20 protein-coding genes and 1 pseudogene are annotated in these 19,216 nt (G+C 67.1%); 9 read left to right on the top strand and 12 right to left on the bottom strand.

What is annotated here, in order from left to right:
• Positions 1 to 63: 63 nt before the first annotated feature.
• On the bottom strand, positions 64 to 1,941 hold the full coding sequence (locus V8U06_RS10860; protein ID WP_427140635.1) for a methyl-accepting chemotaxis protein: 1,878 nt from the start codon (positions 1,939 to 1,941) through the stop codon (positions 64 to 66).
• Positions 1,942 to 2,214: 273 nt separating this feature from the next.
• On the opposite strand from V8U06_RS10860, the gene V8U06_RS10855 reads away from it, so the two are divergent.
• The 5 genes from V8U06_RS10855 to V8U06_RS10835 all read left to right on the top strand — a co-directional run bounded on the left by V8U06_RS10855 (position 2,215) and on the right by V8U06_RS10835 (position 4,368).
• Positions 2,215 to 2,391: a hypothetical protein gene (locus V8U06_RS10855; RefSeq protein ID WP_427140634.1), complete on the top strand. Its 177-nt coding sequence runs from the start codon at positions 2,215 to 2,217 to the stop codon at positions 2,389 to 2,391.
• 120 nt (positions 2,392 to 2,511) lie between these two features.
• Entirely contained in the window at positions 2,512 to 2,802 is a 291-nt protein-coding gene (locus tag V8U06_RS10850; protein WP_427140633.1) for an ArsR/SmtB family transcription factor, read from the top strand.
• A gap of 12 nt (positions 2,803 to 2,814) precedes the next feature.
• Positions 2,815 to 3,210 carry a VOC family protein gene (locus V8U06_RS10845; RefSeq protein WP_427140632.1) on the top strand — a complete coding sequence of 132 codons (396 nt, stop codon included), beginning with the start codon at positions 2,815 to 2,817 and terminating at the stop codon, positions 3,208 to 3,210.
• Positions 3,211 to 3,272: 62 nt separating this feature from the next.
• Positions 3,273 to 3,650: an MbcA/ParS/Xre antitoxin family protein gene (locus V8U06_RS10840; protein WP_427140631.1), complete on the top strand. Its 378-nt coding sequence runs from the start codon at positions 3,273 to 3,275 to the stop codon at positions 3,648 to 3,650.
• A complete protein-coding gene (locus tag V8U06_RS10835; protein WP_427140630.1) occupies positions 3,610 to 4,368 on the top strand; it encodes an RES family NAD+ phosphorylase in 759 nt (252 codons plus the stop codon). Before V8U06_RS10840 ends, V8U06_RS10835 begins: the two co-directional genes overlap by 41 nt.
• 75 nt (positions 4,369 to 4,443) lie before the next feature.
• On the opposite strand, the gene V8U06_RS10830 is transcribed toward V8U06_RS10835, so the two are convergent.
• Complete coding sequence (locus V8U06_RS10830) at positions 4,444 to 5,958, bottom strand: ABC-F family ATP-binding cassette domain-containing protein (RefSeq protein WP_427140629.1); 1,515 nt, start codon at positions 5,956 to 5,958, stop codon at positions 4,444 to 4,446.
• Between the two features lie 460 nt (positions 5,959 to 6,418).
• The gene (locus V8U06_RS10825; protein WP_427140842.1) at positions 6,419 to 7,984 is read right to left on the bottom strand and encodes a helicase HerA-like C-terminal domain-containing protein; all 1,566 of its coding nucleotides are present in this window, start codon (positions 7,982 to 7,984) and stop codon (positions 6,419 to 6,421) included.
• Between the two features lie 233 nt (positions 7,985 to 8,217).
• On the opposite strand from V8U06_RS10825, the gene V8U06_RS10820 reads away from it, so the two are divergent.
• Positions 8,218 to 8,613, top strand: a complete 396-nt coding sequence (locus V8U06_RS10820) for a hypothetical protein (RefSeq protein WP_427140628.1) — start codon at positions 8,218 to 8,220, stop codon at positions 8,611 to 8,613.
• Between the two features lie 86 nt (positions 8,614 to 8,699).
• Here V8U06_RS10820 and V8U06_RS10815 read toward each other — a convergent pair whose 3' ends face one another.
• From V8U06_RS10815 to V8U06_RS10800, 4 genes are all read right to left on the bottom strand, one after another.
• Positions 8,700 to 9,206 (bottom strand): ClbS/DfsB family four-helix bundle protein, encoded by a 507-nt coding sequence (locus tag V8U06_RS10815; protein ID WP_427140627.1) that lies wholly within the window; start codon positions 9,204 to 9,206, stop codon positions 8,700 to 8,702.
• Between the two features lie 5 nt (positions 9,207 to 9,211).
• A complete protein-coding gene (locus V8U06_RS10810; RefSeq protein ID WP_427140626.1) occupies positions 9,212 to 10,366 on the bottom strand; it encodes an MFS transporter in 1,155 nt (384 codons plus the stop codon).
• Positions 10,367 to 10,642: 276 nt separating this feature from the next.
• Entirely contained in the window at positions 10,643 to 11,476 is an 834-nt protein-coding gene (locus tag V8U06_RS10805) for an aldo/keto reductase (protein WP_427140625.1), read from the bottom strand.
• 62 nt (positions 11,477 to 11,538) lie between these two features.
• Positions 11,539 to 12,732 carry an MFS transporter gene (locus tag V8U06_RS10800; protein WP_427140624.1) on the bottom strand — a complete coding sequence of 398 codons (1,194 nt, stop codon included), beginning with the start codon at positions 12,730 to 12,732 and terminating at the stop codon, positions 11,539 to 11,541.
• Positions 12,733 to 12,870: 138 nt separating this feature from the next.
• Between V8U06_RS10800 and V8U06_RS10795 the strand changes: the two genes are divergently transcribed.
• Complete coding sequence (locus tag V8U06_RS10795) at positions 12,871 to 13,764, top strand: LysR family transcriptional regulator (protein ID WP_427140623.1); 894 nt, start codon at positions 12,871 to 12,873, stop codon at positions 13,762 to 13,764.
• A 48-nt stretch (positions 13,765 to 13,812) separates the two neighbouring features.
• Here the strand turns inward: V8U06_RS10795 and tam are convergent, their stop codons facing one another.
• The 4 genes from tam to V8U06_RS10775 all read right to left on the bottom strand — a co-directional run bounded on the left by tam (position 13,813) and on the right by V8U06_RS10775 (position 16,883).
• Positions 13,813 to 14,586, bottom strand: coding sequence for a trans-aconitate 2-methyltransferase (gene tam / locus V8U06_RS10790; RefSeq protein ID WP_427140622.1), 774 nt, complete (start codon positions 14,584 to 14,586; stop codon positions 13,813 to 13,815).
• On the bottom strand, positions 14,586 to 15,236 hold the full coding sequence (locus tag V8U06_RS10785) for a haloacid dehalogenase type II (protein WP_427140621.1): 651 nt from the start codon (positions 15,234 to 15,236) through the stop codon (positions 14,586 to 14,588). The genes tam and V8U06_RS10785 overlap by 1 nt, the downstream gene beginning before the upstream one ends.
• Before the next feature lie 77 nt (positions 15,237 to 15,313).
• On the bottom strand, positions 15,314 to 16,354 hold the full coding sequence (locus V8U06_RS10780; protein ID WP_427140620.1) for a zinc-dependent alcohol dehydrogenase family protein: 1,041 nt from the start codon (positions 16,352 to 16,354) through the stop codon (positions 15,314 to 15,316).
• Between the two features lie 16 nt (positions 16,355 to 16,370).
• Positions 16,371 to 16,883, bottom strand: a complete 513-nt coding sequence (locus tag V8U06_RS10775; protein ID WP_427140619.1) for an N-acetyltransferase family protein — start codon at positions 16,881 to 16,883, stop codon at positions 16,371 to 16,373.
• 181 nt (positions 16,884 to 17,064) lie between these two features.
• Between V8U06_RS10775 and V8U06_RS10770 the strand changes: the two genes are divergently transcribed.
• On the top strand, positions 17,065 to 17,946 hold the full coding sequence (locus V8U06_RS10770; RefSeq protein ID WP_427140618.1) for a branched-chain amino acid aminotransferase: 882 nt from the start codon (positions 17,065 to 17,067) through the stop codon (positions 17,944 to 17,946).
• Between the two features lie 257 nt (positions 17,947 to 18,203).
• Complete coding sequence (locus tag V8U06_RS10765) at positions 18,204 to 19,106, top strand: S41 family peptidase (protein WP_427140617.1); 903 nt, start codon at positions 18,204 to 18,206, stop codon at positions 19,104 to 19,106.
• A gap of 16 nt (positions 19,107 to 19,122) precedes the next feature.
• Here V8U06_RS10765 and V8U06_RS10760 read toward each other — a convergent pair.
• A pseudogene (locus tag V8U06_RS10760) lies at positions 19,123 to 19,216 on the bottom strand (IS5/IS1182 family transposase); the annotation flags it as partial.

Below are 19,216 nucleotides of genomic sequence, written 5' to 3'. Positions count from 1 at the left end.
AAGGCCGCCCGGAGCGTTTCCGGGCGGCCTTTTTTCTATGGCCTTTTGCGTGAGGGGAAGGTCTCAGAATTCTTCCCAGCTCTCCGCCTTCAGCGCCGTGTTGCCGGCAAGGCGCGGCCGGGCCGCCCGGACGACCTGCTGCGGCGCCGACTGCGCCTGGCGAACCGGCTGGCCGAGCGCGAAACGGCCGATCAGCGTGCGCAGCCGGTCGGCCTGCGTGACCAGCGTGGCGGAGGCGGCATTGCTCTCCTCCACCATGGCGGCGTTCTGCTGGGTCATCTGGTCCATCTGGTTGACGGCGGTGTTGATTTCCGAAAGGCCGACGGACTGTTCGCGGGCGGAGACGGCGATCGCCTCCATATGCTGGTTGATCGTCGCGACATGGCCGCCGATGGCCTGCAGCGCCGTGCCGGTCTCGCTGACCAGCGTCACGCCGTTGCGCACCTCCGCCTCCGCATTGCGGATGAGGTCCTTGATCTCCTTGGCCGCCTTGGCGGAACGCTGGGCAAGCTCGCGCACCTCCTGCGCGACGACCGCGAACCCCTTGCCGGCTTCCCCGGCGCGCGCCGCCTCGACGCCGGCATTCAGCGCCAGAAGGTTGGTCTGGAAGGCGATCTCGTCGATGACGCCGATGATGCTGGAAATCTGGCCGGAGGATTGCTCGATGCGCTGCATGGCGTCGACCGCATTGGCAACCACGGTGCCGGAGCGGGCGGCCGAGCCGTTGGCCTCCACCGCCACGGCGCGGGCTTCCTCCGCCCGGCGCGTCGAGTTGGCGACATTGGCGGTGATCTCGTCGAGCGCGGCGGCGGTCTCTTCCAGCGAGGCGGCCTGCTGTTCCGTGCGCTTGGAGAGCGCATCCGAGCCGGTGCTGATTTCCCGCGTGCCGGTATCCATTTCATCGACCGACTGGGCGACGGCGGCAAGCGCCTCGCCGAGCTGGCCGACCGCGGCGTTGAGGTCGCTGCGCAACTGCTCGAAATCGGGCGCGAAGGGTTCGTTCAGCCGGAAGGAGAGATCGCCCGCCGCCAGCCGGCGCAGGCCCCCGGCAAGGCCGGATGTCGCCTCCCGCAGGCGTTTCTGCGCGGCGGCTTCCGCCTCTTCCTGCAGGCGCACCCGGTCGGCCTCGGCCTGAAGGCGCGCGGCCTCGGCCTCCGCTTCCAGCCGCCGCTTGTCGATGGCCGCGCCGCGGAACACTTCCACCGCGCCGGCAATGCTGCCGATCTCGTCCTTGCGGCGGCGGAACGGCACCTCGAAATCCGTGGTGCCGCCGGCCAGCGTCTGCATGATCCGCGTGATGGCATTGAGCGGACGCGAGACGCCGGCGACGATGATCCAGAAGGAGAGGGCGGAGACGACGAGCGCCACCGCGCCGAAGAGCGAAAGCAGGAGCAGGTTCGTCTGCTTGTTCGCGCTGGCGGCGGCGAATTCCTCCTGGCCGACGCGGATCTGCAGGTCGATCAGCGCCGCCACATAGGTGCCGATCGGATCGATGGTCGGGTAGAGCCGGGTTTCGACATAGGCGTCGAGCGCCGCCTTGTCCTTGGCCTTCATGATGGCGAGCAGGTCGTCGATGCTGGCGGCCTGTTTCTGCATTTCGGCCGTCATCTGGCCGGCCAGCGCCCGCTCCTCGTCGGTGAGATAGGTGGCGGCATAGGCGTCCCAGAGCGTCTGGATCGTCGCCACCGCTTCGCTGTTCAGCCGGTAGCCCTCCTCCCAGGCGAGCGCGCCGCTGCGCACCTTGTGGGCGGTGTCGACGATGTTGACCGCGTAGAGATCGCCGACCTTCTTGAGGCTGGCGGCGGGCACCAGCCGGTCGACGACGATGGTGCTCATCGACGCCGACATGGCGTTGAGCACCAGATAGGTGGACAGAATGGCGCCGGCGAGCAGCAGCGTCAGGAAGAGCGTCACTGCACCGAGTTTTGTCGATATTTTCATGGGAAGGCCCTGCCGTTCGGGACTCTGGGATGGGCAAGGGTAGAGTGATTTTATTTAAGCATTAATTAAATTTAGAATGTGCTTATTCTTGGTTGCGCCGGCGTCCGGCTGGTCGCTCAAGCGCTGTAGTTTTGGCGTTGTGGTTCTGGCGCTGTAGTTTTGGCGCCGTGGTTTTTGCCATGTTCCCTGCGGAACAGCGGTGGAAGGGGCGATGTGAGACCTTCTGATCACCGGATGAGAGAGGCTCATCCTTAACCGATCAGGAGAGACCCCATGCGCAAGATCATCGTTTCCGCCACCATCGCCCTCGTCGCCGCCGTTTCCTTCGCCGCCCCCTCGCAGGCCGGCTACTACAGCTACGGCTACAAGCCGCATTGCTTCATCAAGAAGGTGAAGTCCTACGACTACTACGGCAACGTCATCATCAAGAAGATCAAGGTCTGCAAGTAAGCGTTACGCCGACTGACCTCCCCGAAGGCCCGGATGTCCCCTGCATCCGGGTCTTTCGCTTGCGCCCTCTACGCCATGGTCGCCCTTGACATGCAATAATTCTATTGCATATTCTCCCGCATGACCGACGACGACCTCGACCGCGTCTTCAAGGCGCTCGGCGATCCCACGCGCCGCAGGATCATCGATCGCCTGCGCGCCCGCCCGCGCCAGTCGCTGTTCGAGATCTGCGCCCAGTCCTTCGCCGAGGACGGCGCGACGCTGTCGCGGCAGGCCGTGACGCAGCATCTCGACATGCTGGAAAAGGCGGGCATCGTGTGCATCGAATGGTCGGGGCGCACAAAGTTCCACACGCTGGATGCCGGCCCGCTGCGCGCCGCCGTCGAGGCGTGGCTTGGCAACCATCTGTAGGAGGAGAAGACCATGCGCATCTACATCACCAGCGTCCCCGTGGACGACCAGGAGAAGGCCGAGGACTTCTATACCCGCGTGCTGGGCTTCCGGGTGAAGCATGACGTGCCCATCGGCGAGGACCGCTGGCTCACCGTCGTCTCGCCCGAAAACCCCGAGGGCACCGAACTGCTGCTCGAGCCGAGCGGCCATCCGGCCGTCGGGCCCTACAAGAGCGCACTCGTGGCGGATGGCATTCCCATTACCTCCTTCATGGTCGATGACGTCGATGGCGAACACCAGCGGCTGCTGTCGCTCGGCGTCTCCTTCACCCAGGCGCCGATGGATGCCGGGCCGGTGCGCATGGCGGTCTTCGACGATACCTGCGGCAATCTCATCCAGATCATCGAGATGAAAGCCGCTGCCTGATCGCGCATCTTGTCATGGGAAAAATAGAGACTATATTCTTTCCCATGAAAGGAGATCGCGTCATGCAGCGCAAACCCGTCCCGCAGGCCAATGCCGAAGGCATCGTGCTCACCAAGGCGGCCGTCAATGCGGCGGACCGGCTGGGCCTGACGGCGCGTCTGCTCTCCGCGGTCATCGGCGTTTCCGAGGCCACCGTCTCGCGGCTGAAGCGACAGGACGTGCTGCTGGAGCGCGGCACGAAGCCCTTCGAGCTCGCCGTGCTGCTGGTGCGCCTGTTCCGCTCGCTGGACGCCATCACCGGCGGCGACGAGACCGTCGCCCGCGCCTGGATGACGGCCGACAACACCGTGCTGCGCGCGCGCCCCGTCGATTGCATCGTTTCCGTTACCGGCCTTGTCGATGTCCTTGCCTATCTGGACGCCCGCCGCGCTCTCGTCTGAGGCGCGGCCCTTCGCGGGGCCCGTCTGGCGGTTCGTCGAGGCGCAGCACCGCGTCTCGACCCTGAAGCTCGTCGACACCCTGGACGAACAGGCCCTGCTGGAAGACCTGCTGGAAGAGAGCAAACCGGTGCTGCCGGCCGAATGCGCCGGGCTCGACTATCTGCTGGCGACACCCTTCCGCTATGGCGCGGTCTATCCCTACGGCTCGCGCTTCCGCAGGGCGGGGCGCACGCTGGGTGTCTATTACGCGGCGCTCTCGGTGGAGACGGCGCTTGCCGAAATGGCCTTCTACCGGCTGCTCTTCTTCGCCGAATCGCCCGCGACCCCGCTGCCGGGCAATGCCGCCGACTACACCGCCTTTTCCGCCGCCATCGCGACGGAAAGGAGCATCGACCTCACGCTTCCCCCGCTTTCCCGCGACGCCGCGCACTGGACGCATCCGACCGACTATGCCGCCTGCCAGGCGCTGGCGGACGGGGCAAGGACGGCGGATATCGCCGCCATCCTTTACCGCTCGGTGCGCGATCCCGCCGCCGGCACCAACATGGCGCTGCTGACGGCCACCGGCTTTGCCGCTCCGAGGCCCGTGGAGCGCCAGACCTGGCGCATCCGGCTTTCGGGCCTCGGCGTGCAGGCGCTCTGCGACCACCCGCCAAGGCGCATCGGCTTTTCGCGCGACGATTTTCGCGCCGACCCGCGCATCGCCGCGTCAGGTTAGAGCATTTCCAGTCGGAGCGGCATCGCTTCGGCGCCAGACAATGCGCAAAACAAGAGGTGATGCCCTTCCGGTGGACTACAGCGCCGCTTCGGCGAAGAAGTTCTCCGGCCCGTCCACCTCGACGAGCCGCCGCTTCTCGATCAGCCAGAACCGGTTCGCCACCGCCCGCACGAAGGCGCGGTCGTGCGAGACGATGAGGCAGCTTGCCTGCTGGTCCGTCAGTTCACGTTCCAGCGCTTCCTGCCCCTCGATGTCGAGATGGTTGGTCGGCTCGTCCAGCAGGTAGAAATTCGGGTCGGTGAGCCGGAGCACCAGCATGCCGAGCCGCGCCTTCTGCCCGCCGGAGAGCTGGCCGACCGGCCGCCCCTGCATCTCGATGGACAGCCCCGCGCCGGCCAGCAGGCTGCGCGCCCGCTGGTCGCCGATGTCGAAGCGGTGGATGATGGTGCCGTGCGGCGTCTCCTCGTCCGCAAGGTCCGACAGCGCCTGGTCGCCATAGCCGAGCACCAGCGAGGGCGTCGGCTTGACGCCGGGCGCGCCAGCCCCCTCGATCGCTTGCCGCAGCAGGCGCACCAGCCGCGTCTTGCCGGTGCCGTTGAGGCCGAGCAGCACGATGCGGTCGCCCTGGCAGATGAACTTCGGGCCGGTGCGGAAGAGGAGGGCGCCATCCGGCGTTTCCACCGCCGCATCCTCCAGCGTCACCAGCACCTTGGCATGGGTGCCGCGATTGGCGAGACGGATGGCGCCGGCCGAGCGCTCCAGATGGGCGGGCCTTGCCGCATCCTCGATGCGCTCGGCCCGTTCCTTCAGTTGCTTGGTCTTCACCACCAGGAGGTCGCTGCCCGAGTTGATGCCGATATTGTTGAGCTTGGCCGCCTGCTGGCGAAGCTGCTGCGCCGCCTTCATGTCCTTCTCGAAGCGCCGCTCCTCCGCCGCGTCCGCCTCGTCCAGCGCCGCGCGGGCGCGGGAATAGGGCAGGGCGAAGAGCTGCGAGCGCTCGGGGCGCAGGAAGAGGGTGCGGTTCGTCACGGCATCGAGGAAGGCGCGGTCGTGGCTGGAGATGAGGACCGGCATGTCGCGGGGCAGCGTGGCGAGCCAGCCTTCCAGCCGGGCGATCTTTTCGAGATCCAGATGGTTGGTCGGCTCGTCGAGCAGCAGCACGTCCGGCTCGCCGACGCGCACGCGGGCAATGAGCGCGATGCGCTGCCAGCCGCCGCTGAGCGCGTCGAGCCGGCGCTCGCGCAGGGCCTCCGGCACCTCCAGCTCCTCGAGCGTCACATCGGCGCGCCAGCTCTCGTTTTCCTGCTGGTCGGGCGTGAGGGCGCCCAGCACCGCCTCGCGAAACGTCTGGGTCTCGAGACCGGCGGGCAGGTTCTGCTCCATGTGCCCGACGGTAAGGCCGCGGGCCCGGGTGATCTCGCCCGTCGTCGGCTCGAAATCGCCGGTGATGCATTTGAGCAGCGTGGACTTGCCGCGCCCGTTGGCGGCCACGAGCCCGATCCGGTCGCCGGCGGCCACCGAAAGGTTGAGATTGGCAAAGAGCGGGGTGGACAGCGTGACGCCGAGCGCACGGATATTGATGAGCGACATGAAAAATCTCTGGTCCTGTCAGCCCCGCGGCGCGGCATCGGCCGTCGATCACGCGAAGGGCAAGAAAATTCGACGCGGCAGGCCGCATCGCCGGACAAGGCAGACCAGAAGAGTAAGGTTCGTTCCGATCAGCCCTGCAAACGCATTTGCAGGGCAGAATCAGGACCATGCGTGCGATTTGGCAGGAAGTCGAGCTTCACGGCACAGTCCTCTCTTACGGGGTTGCGAACGAGGGAGAGATAACACCGGCCGGGCGGATTGGCAACGGGGGCGGATACGGGCACGAAATGTCTGGCCGCGTCGGGGAACGTTGCAACGGATAGGGGACGTTCTCTCCCCGCGTGGACGCGGCGGCGAGATGCCGGATCGGGTCCGGCTTGATGGAGGAGAGGGGCTGACGGGCGGCGCTTCCCGCTGCGAGGCATGCCGCAGCGGGGAAGGCAAATCGTCGGGGCGGTTCCTACCGCCGCAGGCTTCCCAGGATGCCGCGCACCAGCGCGCGGCCGAGGGAGGAGGCCACGGTGCGGGCGACGGACTTCATGGCCGCTTCCGCCACCGTCTCGCGCTGGTAGCCGGCGCGGGGCTTGGCCTGCTTGGGGGCGGAGGGCGCGGCCGGCTCTTCGTCGCCGAAGCCGGGCAGGGTCCAGCGGCTGCCGCCGGAGGCGGGCTGGTTGGCTTCTTCCGCTGCCGCCTGTTCCTGCGCGGCGGCGGCATCGGCGGCCTTCTTGGCGCGGGCGGTGAGGATTTCGTAGGCGGATTCGCGGTCGAAGTCCTCGTCATAGAGGCCGGCGACGGGGCTGACCTTCATGATGTCCTGACGTTCGGCATCCGTGACCGGGCCGAGGCGCGAGGCCGGCGGGCGGATGAGGGTGCGCTCCACCATGGAGGGCGCGCCCTTGCCTTCGAGCGTGGAGACCAGCGCCTCGCCGGTGCCCAGATTGGTGATGACGGTGGCGCAGTCGAAATCCGGGTTGGGGCGGAAGGTGTCGGCGGCGGTCTTCACCGCCTTCTGCTCGCGCGGCGTATAGGCGCGCAGCGCATGCTGCACGCGGTTGCCGAGCTGGGCGAGCACGGTTTCCGGCACGTCGAGCGGGTTCTGCGTGACGAAATAGACGCCGACGCCCTTGGAACGGATGAGGCGCACGACCTGCTCGACGCGCTCGACCAGCACCTTCGGCGCATCGTTGAAGAGAAGATGCGCCTCGTCGAAGAAGAAGACGAGCTTGGGCTTGTCCGGGTCGCCCACTTCCGGCAGCACCTCGAACAGCTCCGAGAGCATCCACAGCAGGAAGGTGCCGTAGAGGCGCGGGTTCATCATCAGCTTGTCGGCGGCGAGCACCGAGATCGCGCCGCGCCCGTCATTGGTGGTGCGCATGATGTCGGAGATCTTCAGCGCCGGCTCGCCGAAGAACTGCTCGGCGCCCTGCTGTTCGAGGATCAGAAGCTCGCGCTGGATCGAGCCGACCGAGGCCTTGGAGATGAAGCCGAACTGGTTGGAGAGCGCCGAGGCGTTCTCGCCCATATAGTTCAGCAGCGCCTGCAGATCCTTCAGGTCGAGCAGCGGCAGGCCGCCCTGGTCGGCGATCTTGAAGGCGATGTTGATGACGCCTTCCTGCGCGTCCGTCGCGTTCATCAGGCGCGAGAGCAGGAGCGGACCCATCTCGGAGATGGTGGTGCGCACCCGGTGGCCCTTCACGCCGTAGAGGTCCCAGAAGATGACCGGGAATTCCTGGAACTCGTAAGGGGTGAGGCCGATCTGGTCGGCGCGCTTCTGCAGGAAGTCCTTCGCCTCGCCCATCGCGCCGATGCCCGAAAGGTCGCCCTTCACGTCGGCGCAGAAGACCGGCACGCCGGCATTGGAAAAGCCCTCGGCGAGGATCTGCAGCGTCACGGTCTTGCCCGTACCGGTGGCGCCGGTGACGAGGCCGTGGCGATTGCCGAACTTCAGCTCCAGATATTCGGGCTTGTTGTTCGTATCGTCCGGCTTGCGGCTGGTGCCGATATAGAGTTTTCCGTCCTGAAGAATGGAATCCGCCACGTTGAAACTCCCTGGCTGCCGGTCCTGGCGATTCGCGGCCAAGCGTCGCTTCGGCCATGTTTTCATTGAATCGTCTCACGCAGGTTATAAGGATAGTCCGGCACGGGAACAACACGCTTTCAGGGCCCGGCCCTTCCTCGATATGCGCGACGTGCCGGCTTGAGTTTGCCGAAGAATTCATTTACCTTGACGTCAACGTCAATTCCATCGGAGGATTTTCCATGAACGATCTCGTCTCCCGCGTTTCCGAAGCTGTCGGCATCGACGCGGCTCTGGCTGAAAAGGCCATCGGCATGATGCTCGGCTTCCTGCAGCGCGAAGCCGCCGACGGCCCGGTCGCCCGGATGATCGAGGCCATTCCGGGTGCTTCCGATCTCGTCGCCCAGTACAATGGCGAAGGCGAAGGCAAGGGCGGCCTGCTCGGCAGCCTGATGAGCGCCATCGGCGGTGGCGGCGGCGTCATGGCCCTCGCCCAGCAGCTGATGAGCCAGGGCCTCGGCATGGGCGAAATCACCGGCCTTGCCAAGGAAACCATCGCGGTCGCCCGCGAACATGCCGGCAACGACGTGGTCGACGAAGTCGTCGCCTCGGTTCCGGGCCTCAGCCAGTTCGTCTGATCCCTGCTTTCGCCATCCCGCGTCCGCGCGGGATGGCTCCCGCCCCGAGCCTTTGCGGCTCACCGGTGCGATGCCGCTTTGCCGCGCTACGTGCGGGCTTTCAGCCACTTGCGCAGGCGGCCACGCGCATTGGCATAGGGCGATGACGTGTTGAACTGGATCATCCTGCCCATCGTCCATTTCCCGTACCAGGGCCGGCCATAGAGCGCCGCGTCATCCGTGCTTTCAAGGAAGGCGACGATCCTGCCGCTCGCGGCCTGCAGCCGCGCGGCGAGTTGCGGATAGGCGATCCTCTCGTAATCGGCGTAGAACTTGCCGGCGAGCCTGCCGAGTTCATTCCACTTGAAGCCGGTTTCCGGAAAATCGATATCCTTGCCGGCGGCGTCCCGCTCCAGCCATTTCAGCACCAGTTCGTTCCAGCCGGTGAGATAGGCGACGAGATCGAAGGGGCTCATCGTCGTGCCCCTGGCATGCCCCTCCATGCTGCGCTCGTGGAGGCGGTCGGGCGGAACCTCCGCCAGCACCGCCGTCAGCTTGCCGAATTCGAGGCGGATGGCGGCAAGCAGCGCGTCCCTGTCCTGCGGAACCGCCACGGCCGTTACCGCCGCCGCGCGAAGATCAGCGCGGCGGTGAAGGCGGACAGGCCGAGGCCGACGGAGATCGGCCCGGCCTGCGGCCCGCCCGCATCCATGATGGCGCCCGTCAGGCCCGAGCCCGCGCCGCTGCCGACCGAATAGGCGAGCGCGAAGGCCGCGCTGCCGGCCACCAGCATGGAGCCGCTGTGCCGCTCCCCGAGCATGGTGAGGGCGCAGGTATAGAGCGAGAAGGCGGCCCCGCCCATGATGGCGAAGACCGTGAGGATGGCGATTTCCGACTGCACCAGCGGCAGGATGAGGTAGCTGGCCGCCGCGACGCTGACGGCGGCCAGCGCCACGCGCTCGCGCGGCAGCTTGTCGAGCAGCACGCCGATGAAGGGCTGTGCGATGGCCGTGGGCAGGGCCAGCACCGTCACGCTGACGGCGGCGAAGGACTGGCTGTAGCCCATCTTCACGAAATAGACCGGCATGGCCGAGATCGCCGCGATATCGGCGAAGCCGAAGACGAAGACCATGCCCACCAGCAGCGGCGCGGCCTTGAAGAAGCGGAGGAGTTCGCCGTTGGACGAAGGCTCCGGCACCGTCTTCGTGGAGAACATCAGCATGCCCGTCGCGAAGGCGACGATGGCGAGATAGACGGCCGTCAGCGCGAAGCCGAGCCCGCCCTCGCTGCCGAGCAGCGGAATGGCGAGCGGCCCGGCGGCAAAGCCCGCGCAGATGCCGGCGCCGTAGAGGCCGGAGACGCGGCCGCGCAGCCGGTCCGGACAGGCGGCGTTGAGCCAGGCCTCGCCCAGCATGAAGATGACGCTGGCGAAAAAGCCGAGCAGGAAGCGGGCGACGAGCCACACCGTGAAGGACGAGGAGGCGGCGAAGGTGGCAAGGCACATCGAGCAGACGATGAGGCTTGCGATGATCAGCCGGTCCGCACGCCAGCGCGTGGTGAGGCTGCCGATGAGCAGCGTCGAGGCGCCCATGCCGGCGGCATAGGCGATGGCGTTGAAGCCGATCATCGAGGGGGAGAAGCCGCGCGCCTCCAGCGTCAGCGAGACGAGCGGATAGGTGAGCCCCTGCGCCACCGAAAAGGCGGTCGCGCCGAGGACAACGGCGACGATAGCCGGCCAGTCCGGCGAGAAGACGGCTGAAGACGAGGACTGCATTAGGGGCTCCCTGCCGCATGCGAGGCGGCGCATCACCCATATCCGGCCGGCCGGCTTTTGGAAAGCCGGCTACACCCTTGATAGAGACCGGCGGGGCGGCAGCCCCGCCGGCCGGCTTTTGAAAAGCCGGGCACCTTTTTTGAGAGAGACCGGCGGGCGGCAGACCCGCCGGTCCGGCTTTTGAAAAGCCGGCCATACCTTTGAGAGAGATCGGCTTTTGAAAAGCCGGCTACACCCTTGATAGAGACCGGCGGGGCGACAGCCCCGCCGAGAACATCAGGCGGCGACGTCCCAGGCCGGGGCAAGGCCGTCCGGGCTGACGATGCGGCCGTTCGGGCCGGCAAGGCGGTGGATGCGCGTCATCTCGTCCTGCGTCAGCGTGAAATCGAACAGCGCGAGGTTCTCGGCAAGCCGGCTTTCCGTCGCGGTCTTGGTGAGCGCCACCACGTCCGGCTGCTGGATCAGCCAGCGAAGGCCGACCTGCGCGGCCGACTTGCCATGCGCCGCGCCGATCTCGCGCAGCACGGGGTCGTTCGGCACCCTGCCGTCGGCCATGGCGTAATAGGCGGTCAGCGCCATGCCATAGGTCTCGGCGGCCTCCAGAACCTTCATCTGATCGAGATAGGGATGATACTCGACCTGGTTGGTGGCGAGCGGCGCGGTGCTGAGGCGCACGGCCTCGGCCATCTGCGCGGTGTTGAAGTTGCTGATGCCGATATGCCGGGCAAGGCCGCGCTCGCGCGCGGCGTTGAGTTCGCCGATCTGCACCTCCAGCGGCACGGTCTCGTTCGGCCAGTGCAGCAGCAGAAGGTCGACATGGTCGGTCTTCAGCCTGGAAAGGCTCTCCTCCACGGAGGCGGCGAAGCGGTCCCGGCCGTAATTGGCGACCCAGACCTTGGTGGTGAGGAAGATATTTTCCCGCGCGATGCCGGACTGCTGGATGGCCGTGCCGACCGCCGCCTCGTTGTCGTAGATCTGCGCGGTGTCGACATGGGTGAAGCCGCCCTGAAGGGCCTTGGGCAGGATGGCGAGCACCTCGGCGTCCGGCATGCGGAAGGTGCCGAAGCCGAGCTGGGGAATATGGGCGCCATTGGCGTTGACGGTTTTCATGGGAGTCTCCTTTCGATGGGCGCCGGAGCTTCGGGAGGAACGCTCCGGCAGGGGGAAGGGTTTCAGGCCAGCTGGCAGGCGGCGTCCGGCTGGCTGCGCTCGCGCCGGTCGAGCGCGCCGCTGGCCAGCGTCAGGCCGAGCGCGCCCGCAACGAGGATGGCGCCGATCCAGGGCGTTGCGCCGAGGCCGAGCGGCGAGGCGACGACCAGACCGCCGATCCATGCGCCGGCCGCGATGCCGAGGTTGAAGGCGGCGATGTTGAGCGCCGAGGCGACGTCCACGGCGGCCGGGCGGTGACGCCTGGCCATGTCGACGACATAGAGCTGCAGGCCCGGCACATTGGCGAAGGACAGGAAGCCGAGCGCGGCCAGCGTGACGAGCGCGAGGAACGGCGAGGGCGCGGTGAAGGTCAGGATGACCAGCACGGCGGCCTGCAGGGCGAAGAGCACGACGAGCGCCCTGACGGGATCGCGGTCGGCCACCTTGCCGCCGATGACGTTGCCGAGGGCGATGGCCGCGCCATAGAGCACCAGCACGAGGCTGACGGTGTTGGCGGAAAGGCCGGTGACCTCCTGCAGGAGCGGCGAAAGGAAGGTGAAGGTGACGAAGGTGCCGCCATAGCCGAGCGCCGTCATGGCGAAGACGATCAGCAGGCGGCCGGAGCCGAGCACGCGCACCTGCTCCATCAGGCTGGCGGGCGTTTCGCGGCGCAGGTTCGCCGGCAGCAGGAAGGCGATGGCGGCGAGGGCCACGACGCCGAGCCCGGCGACGGCCCAGAAGGTGGCGCGCCAGCCGAAAGTCTGGCCGATGAAGGTGCCGAGCGGCACGCCGGTGACGATGGCGACCGTCAGGCCCATGAACATCATGGCGATGGCGGAGGCGCGCTTGTCGGGTGCGACGAGATCGGCCGCGATGGTGGCACCGACGGAGAAGAAGACGCCATGCGCGAAGGCCGAAAGCACGCGGCCGGCCAGCAGCATGCCGTAGCTCGGCGCGAGCGCGGCCAGCGCATTGCCGGCGATGAAAAGGGCCATGAGGCCAAGAAGCAGCGGTTTGCGGCCGAGCTTTCCGGTGAGGGCCGTCAGCACGGGCGCGCCGAAGGTGACGCCGAGTGCATAGACGGAAACGATGAGGCCGGCGAGCGGCAGGGTGATGTGGAGGTCGGAGGCGACGGTCGGCAGGAGGCCGACGATCACGAATTCCGTGGTGCCGATGGCATAGGCCGCGACGGTGAGGGCAAAGAGGGCAAGTGGCATGGTCGAAATCCCCGCGCCCGGTGCCGGGCGTCCTGTTGGGTGGTGTTGAGGTTCGGGGCGGAATATGGGGCGAGGCGACTTGCGCGTTAATCGGGAGAAGTGGATAAGCATATGTGAAGTCAATTCACAGGTGATCCCATGGACAACCGGGCCGGCGAAATGGAGGTCTTCGTGCTGGCGGCGGAGCTGAAGAGCTTTTCCGCCGCGGGGCGCAAGCTGGGCCTGTCGCCCTCGGCCGTCAGCAAGCTCGTCACCCGCATCGAGGACCGGCTCGGCGCGCGCCTCCTCGTGCGCACCACGCGCCGGCTGGAACTGACGCCGGAAGGCGAGGTCTATCTTGCAAGGGCGCGGCGCATCCTGGCGGAGATCGCCGAGACGGAGCGCATCGTTGCGGAAGGGGCGAAGGTGGTGCCGCGCGGGCCGCTGAGGGTCAATGCCTCGGTCGGCTTCGGCGAGCGCTACATCCTGCCGCTGCTGCCGGATTTCCTGGCGCTCTATCCGGAAATCGAGCTGGACCTGACGCTGACGGACGGCGTGATCGACGTGATCGGCGAGCGCGCCGACGTCGCCATCCGCTCCGGCCCGCTGCGCGATTCATCGCTGAAGGCGCGCAAGCTGCTGGACAGCCGCAAGGTCGTCATCGCTGCGCCCGCCTATCTTGCCTGCCACGGCACGCCGCGGCACCCGGCCGAGCTTGCCGCGCACAATTGCCTGCGCTTCAATTTCCGCCGCGCCATGGACGACTGGCCCTTCCTCTCCGAGGACGGCCAATCCGTCGAAACTGTCGAGGCGACGGGCAACATGCTGGTTTCCAGCGGCGCGATCCTGCGCCAGCTCTGCCTCGACGGTCTCGGCCTCGGCCGCATCGGCCGTTTCCATGTCGAGCCCGACATCGCCGCCGGCACGCTGGTCCCGGTGCTGGAGGCGCGCAACCCCGGCGACATCGAAACCGTCCACGCCGTCTTTGCCGGCCACGAGCATCTCGCCGCCCGCATCCGGGCGTTCATCGATTTTCTGGTGGAGAAGATTTGAGGGACGGCACGCGGCGGCCCCCGGCAACCCCGCGCGCCGCCGAAACGATCAGGCCTTCACCGCCACGATGAAGATCCGCGGGAAGCGCAGCAGCCGCCGTCCGTCCGCCATCGGCGCATAGGCCTTGGCGAGGCGGGCCTCGTAGTCGGCGAGGAAGGCGGCCTGGTGTTCGGCGGGAATGCGGTCGAGATAGGGGCGAAGGCCCGTGCCCTTGACCCATTCGACGATGGCGGCCGCATCCGCCATCGGGTGGTAGTAGACGCTGTGCCAGACGTCGACGCGGGCGGCGCCGGGGCCGAGGGCGTCGAAATAGGCGGCGAGGGCGGGCAGGGCGTTGCGGCGCGGCGTGCCGTTCGCGAAGGCCGCGCGCCAGGGGCCGGAAAGCGCGCTTTCCTCCATCAGCAGATGGGAGGGTTCGGTGATGTTGTCGGGCATCTGCACGGCGAGCACGCCGCCCGGGCGCAGCCCCTCCATGGCCTTTGCCAGCAGCGCCACATGGTCCGGCAGCCACTGGAAGACGGCATTGGCGAAGAGCAGGGCGGCCGGTTCGTGCGGCTTCCATGCGGCAAGGTCGCATTCGACGAAATCGACGCCCGGCAGGCGCTCTCGCGCGGCCTTCAGCATGTCGGCGGCATTGTCGACGCCGCGCACGCCCCGGCCGGGAAAACGCCTGACCAGCAGCTCCGTCGAATTGCCCGGGCCGCAGCCGAGATCGTAGACCGTGCCGGCGACGAGATCGGCCGGCACCTGGGCGATGAGGTCGCGGGCCGGACGGGTGCGTTCGTCCTCGAACTTCAGATATTGCGCGGCTGACCAGGCCATTACAGGCTCTCCAGCGTCGGCAGGATGAGCGCCGGGCCGAGATCGAAATATTCGTCCGGCATGTCGGAGCGGTTGATCCAGACGGTGCGGAAGCCGAATTTCGTCGCGCCCGCAATGTCCCAGCGGTTGGAGGACTGGAAGGAGACCGCCTCGGGATAGAGCCGGTAGTTCGTCGTCACGAGATCGTAGACGGCGGGGGCGGTCTTGTAGGTCTTCAGCGCGTCCACCGAGAAGATGTCGTCGATGACGGTGTCGAGCGCGGCGTTCTTGACCGCCGAGGCGAGCATGGCGGGCGAGCCGTTGGAGAGGATGGCGATATGCGCGCCGCGCTGCTTGAGCGCCTTCAGCACTGCCGGCACTTCCGGATAGCAGTCGAGCTTCCAGTAGGCGTCGAGCAGCTTCTGGCGCAGCCCCGGATCGACGCCGCCGATGCGCTTGAAGGTATAGTCGAGCGCCTGTTCGGTGAGCTGCCAGAAATCGGCATAGGCGCCCATCAGCGCCCGCGTCCAGGAATATTCGAGCTGCTTGGCGCGCCAGATCTCGGAGAAGATCTGGTAGTTCGGCCCCACATCCCCCGCATGGCGGCGCACCGCCGCATGCACGTCGAACAGCGTGCCATAGGCGTCGAAGACATAGGCGGCATGGGACATGATCTGCGATTCCTCCTGGCATTGTCACGGTCGATTGGCGGGTATCGGACGGGGAATGTCAATCGATTGGTGCGCCCTCAGAACCGCGTGATCACGCTGATTCCGAGATCCGTCGCCCTGTCCATCGCCATCAGCGCCGGCACGGCCTCCTCCAGCCCGATATGCCGGCCGATCAGCTTCTGCGGGGCGAGCTTGCCGCTTTCGATCATCGCCAGCATGGCATCGTAGCGCCAGGCCTGCATGCCGTGGCTGCCGTAGATCTCCAACTCGTGGCCGATGACCTGCGCCATGGGGATCTGCGGCGTGGCGTGATCGGCCAGCATCAGGCCGACCTGCACATGCCGCCCGCGCCGGCGCAGGTTCTTGATGGAGTTGAAGCAGGTGACGGGCGAGCCGAGCGCGTCGACCGAGGCATGCGCCCCGCCGCCGGTGATCTCGCGCACCGCCTCGGCGACATCGGCGACCGCGCGGGCGTCGATCGTTGCCACCGCGCCCATCTTCCGGGCGAAATCCAGTTTTTCCGCCGAAATGTCGATGGCGATGGGGTTCGCGCCGAGGGCGGCGGCGATCATGATGGCGGAAAGGCCGACGCCGCCGCAACCGTGCACCGCCACCCATTCGCCGCCCGTCACCCGCGCCTGGTCGACCACGGCGCGGAAGGAGGTGGCGAAGCGGCAGCCGAGGCTGGCGGCGGTGGCATAGTCGATCGCCTCGGGCAGGTGCACGAGATTGTGGTCGGCATGGTCGATGGCGACATATTCGGCAAAGGAGCCCCAATGGGTGAAGCCGGGCTGGAACTGCTCCTCGCAGACCTGCTGGTTACCCAAGCGGCACTCGCCGCAATGGCCGCAGCCGGAAACGAAGGGCACCGTCACCCGCTCGCCCTCGCGGAAGCGCCGCACGGCCTTGCCGACGGCCACCACTTTGCCGGCCAGTTCGTGGCCCGGCACGTGCGGCAGCCTTATGTCCGGGTCGTGCCCCATCCAGCCGTGCCAGTCGCTGCGGCACAGGCCTGTCGCCTCCACCTTGATCACCACGCCGCCCGGCGCCGGCGTCGGATCGGGTAGAACGCGGATCTCCGGTGTCGCCTCGAAGGCTTCGTAATACATGGCGCGCATGGTGGTCCTCCCGCTGTCAGGTGATGCGGCGCATCATCAGGATTTCGTCGATCTCGCGGCCTTCGTGCAGGAAGCCCGCCGGAATGCGTCCCACTTCGGCAAAGCCCTGCCGGCGGTAGAAGGCGAGCGCCGGCGCGTTCTCGACGGCCACGGCAAGTTCGAGCTGGCGCAGGCCCATGCCGCGGGCATGCTCGGTGACGGTGGCCAGCAGCGCATCCGCCAGCGCGCGGCCGCGCTCGTCGGCGCGCACATAGACCATGATGACGGTGGCGCGGTGGGCCATCTTGCTGGAGCCGTTGCGCATCAGGCCCATCAGGCCGACCGGCTCGCCGTTGCGGAAGGCGCCAAAGAGGATGAGTTCGGCGAGCGTCACGCGCAGCGCCGCGTCGGAACGCAGCGCGAAATCCGCCGCCGTGCTGGCGAAGGCGGCCGGCGCCTCGGTCAGCGCTTCCAGGCGGATGGCGCGGTAGGCCGCGACGTCGTCGACGGTGAGGCGGCGGATGTGCGGCATGGCGGGCTCTGCGATCATGCCTCTTCTATGGCATGACCGTTTGCGCGCTGCCAGAATGGCACCCATGATAAGACCTGATACACCCATTCAACATCTTGAATGGACAAGCGGCGCGCATTGGCCGAAGGCAACGACACGCTTGACCGGCCGCGCCGGCCCGGCCTTGATGGGCCCCTGATGGGCGAAAAGGAGTTGAGAAATGCCAGTCGATACCGCACCGCGCTCCGCCACCTGGACCTTCGTGGATGGCGAATGGATATCCGGCAACCCGCCGCTGATCGGCCCCACCTCGCACGCCATGTGGCTCGGCTCGACCGTCTTCGACGGCGCCCGCTGGTTCGACGGCATCGCGCCGGACCTCGACCTGCATTGCCAGCGCGTAAACCGCTCCGCCGAGGCGCTCGGCCTCAAGGCGACGGTCGATGCGGCGGAAATCGAGCGGCTCGCCTGGGAAGGCGTCAAGAAGTTCGACGGCAAGACGGCGATCTACATCAAGCCGATGTACTGGGCCGAGCACGGCTCCTTCAGCGTCGTCGCGCCGGATGCCGAATCGACCCGCTTCGCGCTCTGCCTCTTCGAGGCGCCGATGGGCTCGCCCTCGGCCGGTTCGTCGCTGACCGTCTCGCCCTTCCGCCGCCCGACGGTGGAATGCATGCCGACCGACGCCAAGGCCGGCTGCCTCTATCCCAACAATGCCCGCATGCTGGTGGAAGCCAGGAAGCGCGGCTTCGACAATGCGCTGGTGCGCGACATGCTGGGCAATGTCGCCGAAACGGCCTCGTCCAACATCTTCATGGTCAAGGACGGCGTCGTCTTCACGCCGGCCGCCAACCGCACCTTCCTTGCCGGCATCACCCGCTCGCGTGTCATCGGCCTTTTGAAGGAGGCGGGCTTCGAAGTGGTCGAGACCACGCTGACCGTGGCCGATTTCCAGGCCGCCGACGAGATCTTCACTTCGGGCAACTATTCCAAGGTCGTGCCGGTCACGCGCCTCGAGGATCGCGACCTCCAGCCCGGCCCCGTCACCGCCAAGGCCCGCGACCTCTATTTCGACTGGGCGCATTCCAACAACGACGCCTGATCCGGCCTCGCAAGCTGCCCGCCGCCGGTTTTCAGACCCGCGGCGGGAACCCCCGGTCCTCGGATGGCTGCCGGGACATTGCAGGCCCTGGTTCGGCGTGGCGTTGCATTCGCCATAGTTTCGTCCGGAATTGGCGGTTGCCATAGGCTTTCGATCCGCCAAGCGAGAGCCCGATGCCGCACCGCCATTCCCCCTTCCTGGCCGCTTGTCTCGCGGCAACTAGCCTCCTTGTGGTCGCGTCCGCGGCAAGGGCGGACGTGCCGCCCACCGTCGCGCAAGGCGCGGTGCTCGATCGGGCGACGATTCAGAAGACCATCGGCGGCATCGCCGCGGAAATGCGCGAAGCCTACGTGTTCCCGGACAAGGGAGCGATAGCGGCGGACATGCTGGAAAAGGCGCTGGCGGAAAACGCCTATGCCGGCGCGACCGATCCGGCCCGGTTTGCATTGCTACTGACCGAGCAGCTCCGGGCGGTCACGAAGGACAGTCATGTGCGGGTGATCTTCGGCTCGCCCTTCGGCAAACAGCCCACGCCCGCCGGATCAGAGGATGCCGGTTTCGAGGCAAGGCGGCTGGGCGGCGATATCGGCTACATCCGTCTGGAGCGGTTCGTTCCCCCCGACATCTTCAATCCGGCGGCCGATGCGGCCATGCGCAGCCTGTCGGACACGCGCGCCCTCATAATCGACATGCGGGAAAACGGCGGCGGGCACCCGGCCTCCGTCGCCTATCTCGTCAGCTTCTTTCTCGACCCGGGCGTGCGCGTCCATGTCAACGACCTCGTCTGGCGCAATCGCGGAACCACGACCTTTCGGACGGAATCGTTCTGGAGTTCGCCGACGCCGGTGCGCTATGCCGGCAAACCCGTCTATGTGCTTGTCGGTCCGCAGACCTATTCGGCAGGGGAGGAGTTTGCCTATGACCTGCAAGCCCTGCAGCGGGCGAACGTGGTGGGCACGGTCACGCGCGGCGGCGCCAATCCGGGCGGGCTCAACGATCTCGGTTCCGACCTCTTCGTCGTCGTGCCGACGGGCCGGGCGGAAAATCCCGTGACCCGCGGCAACTGGGAAGGTGTCGGCGTCCGCCCGGATGTCGAGACAGGGCTTGAGGATGCCATGGAAACGGCCATCGCCATGGCGAAGCGCGGCAGCAGGACCTAGGCTCAGGACTCATTGATTAGATCCAGAAGATGATGGTGGCTGCGATGCAGATTGCCGAGAAGAAGGTATGCGCGCAACGGTCGTAGCGGGTTGCGATGCGCCGCCAGTCC

The sequence above is a fragment of the Shinella sp. G-2 genome, from assembly GCF_050172695.1.
Taxonomy (GTDB): domain Bacteria; phylum Pseudomonadota; class Alphaproteobacteria; order Rhizobiales; family Rhizobiaceae; genus Shinella.
Note: the sequence above shows the minus strand (reverse complement) of the source record. Positions and strands in the feature narration are given on the sequence as shown.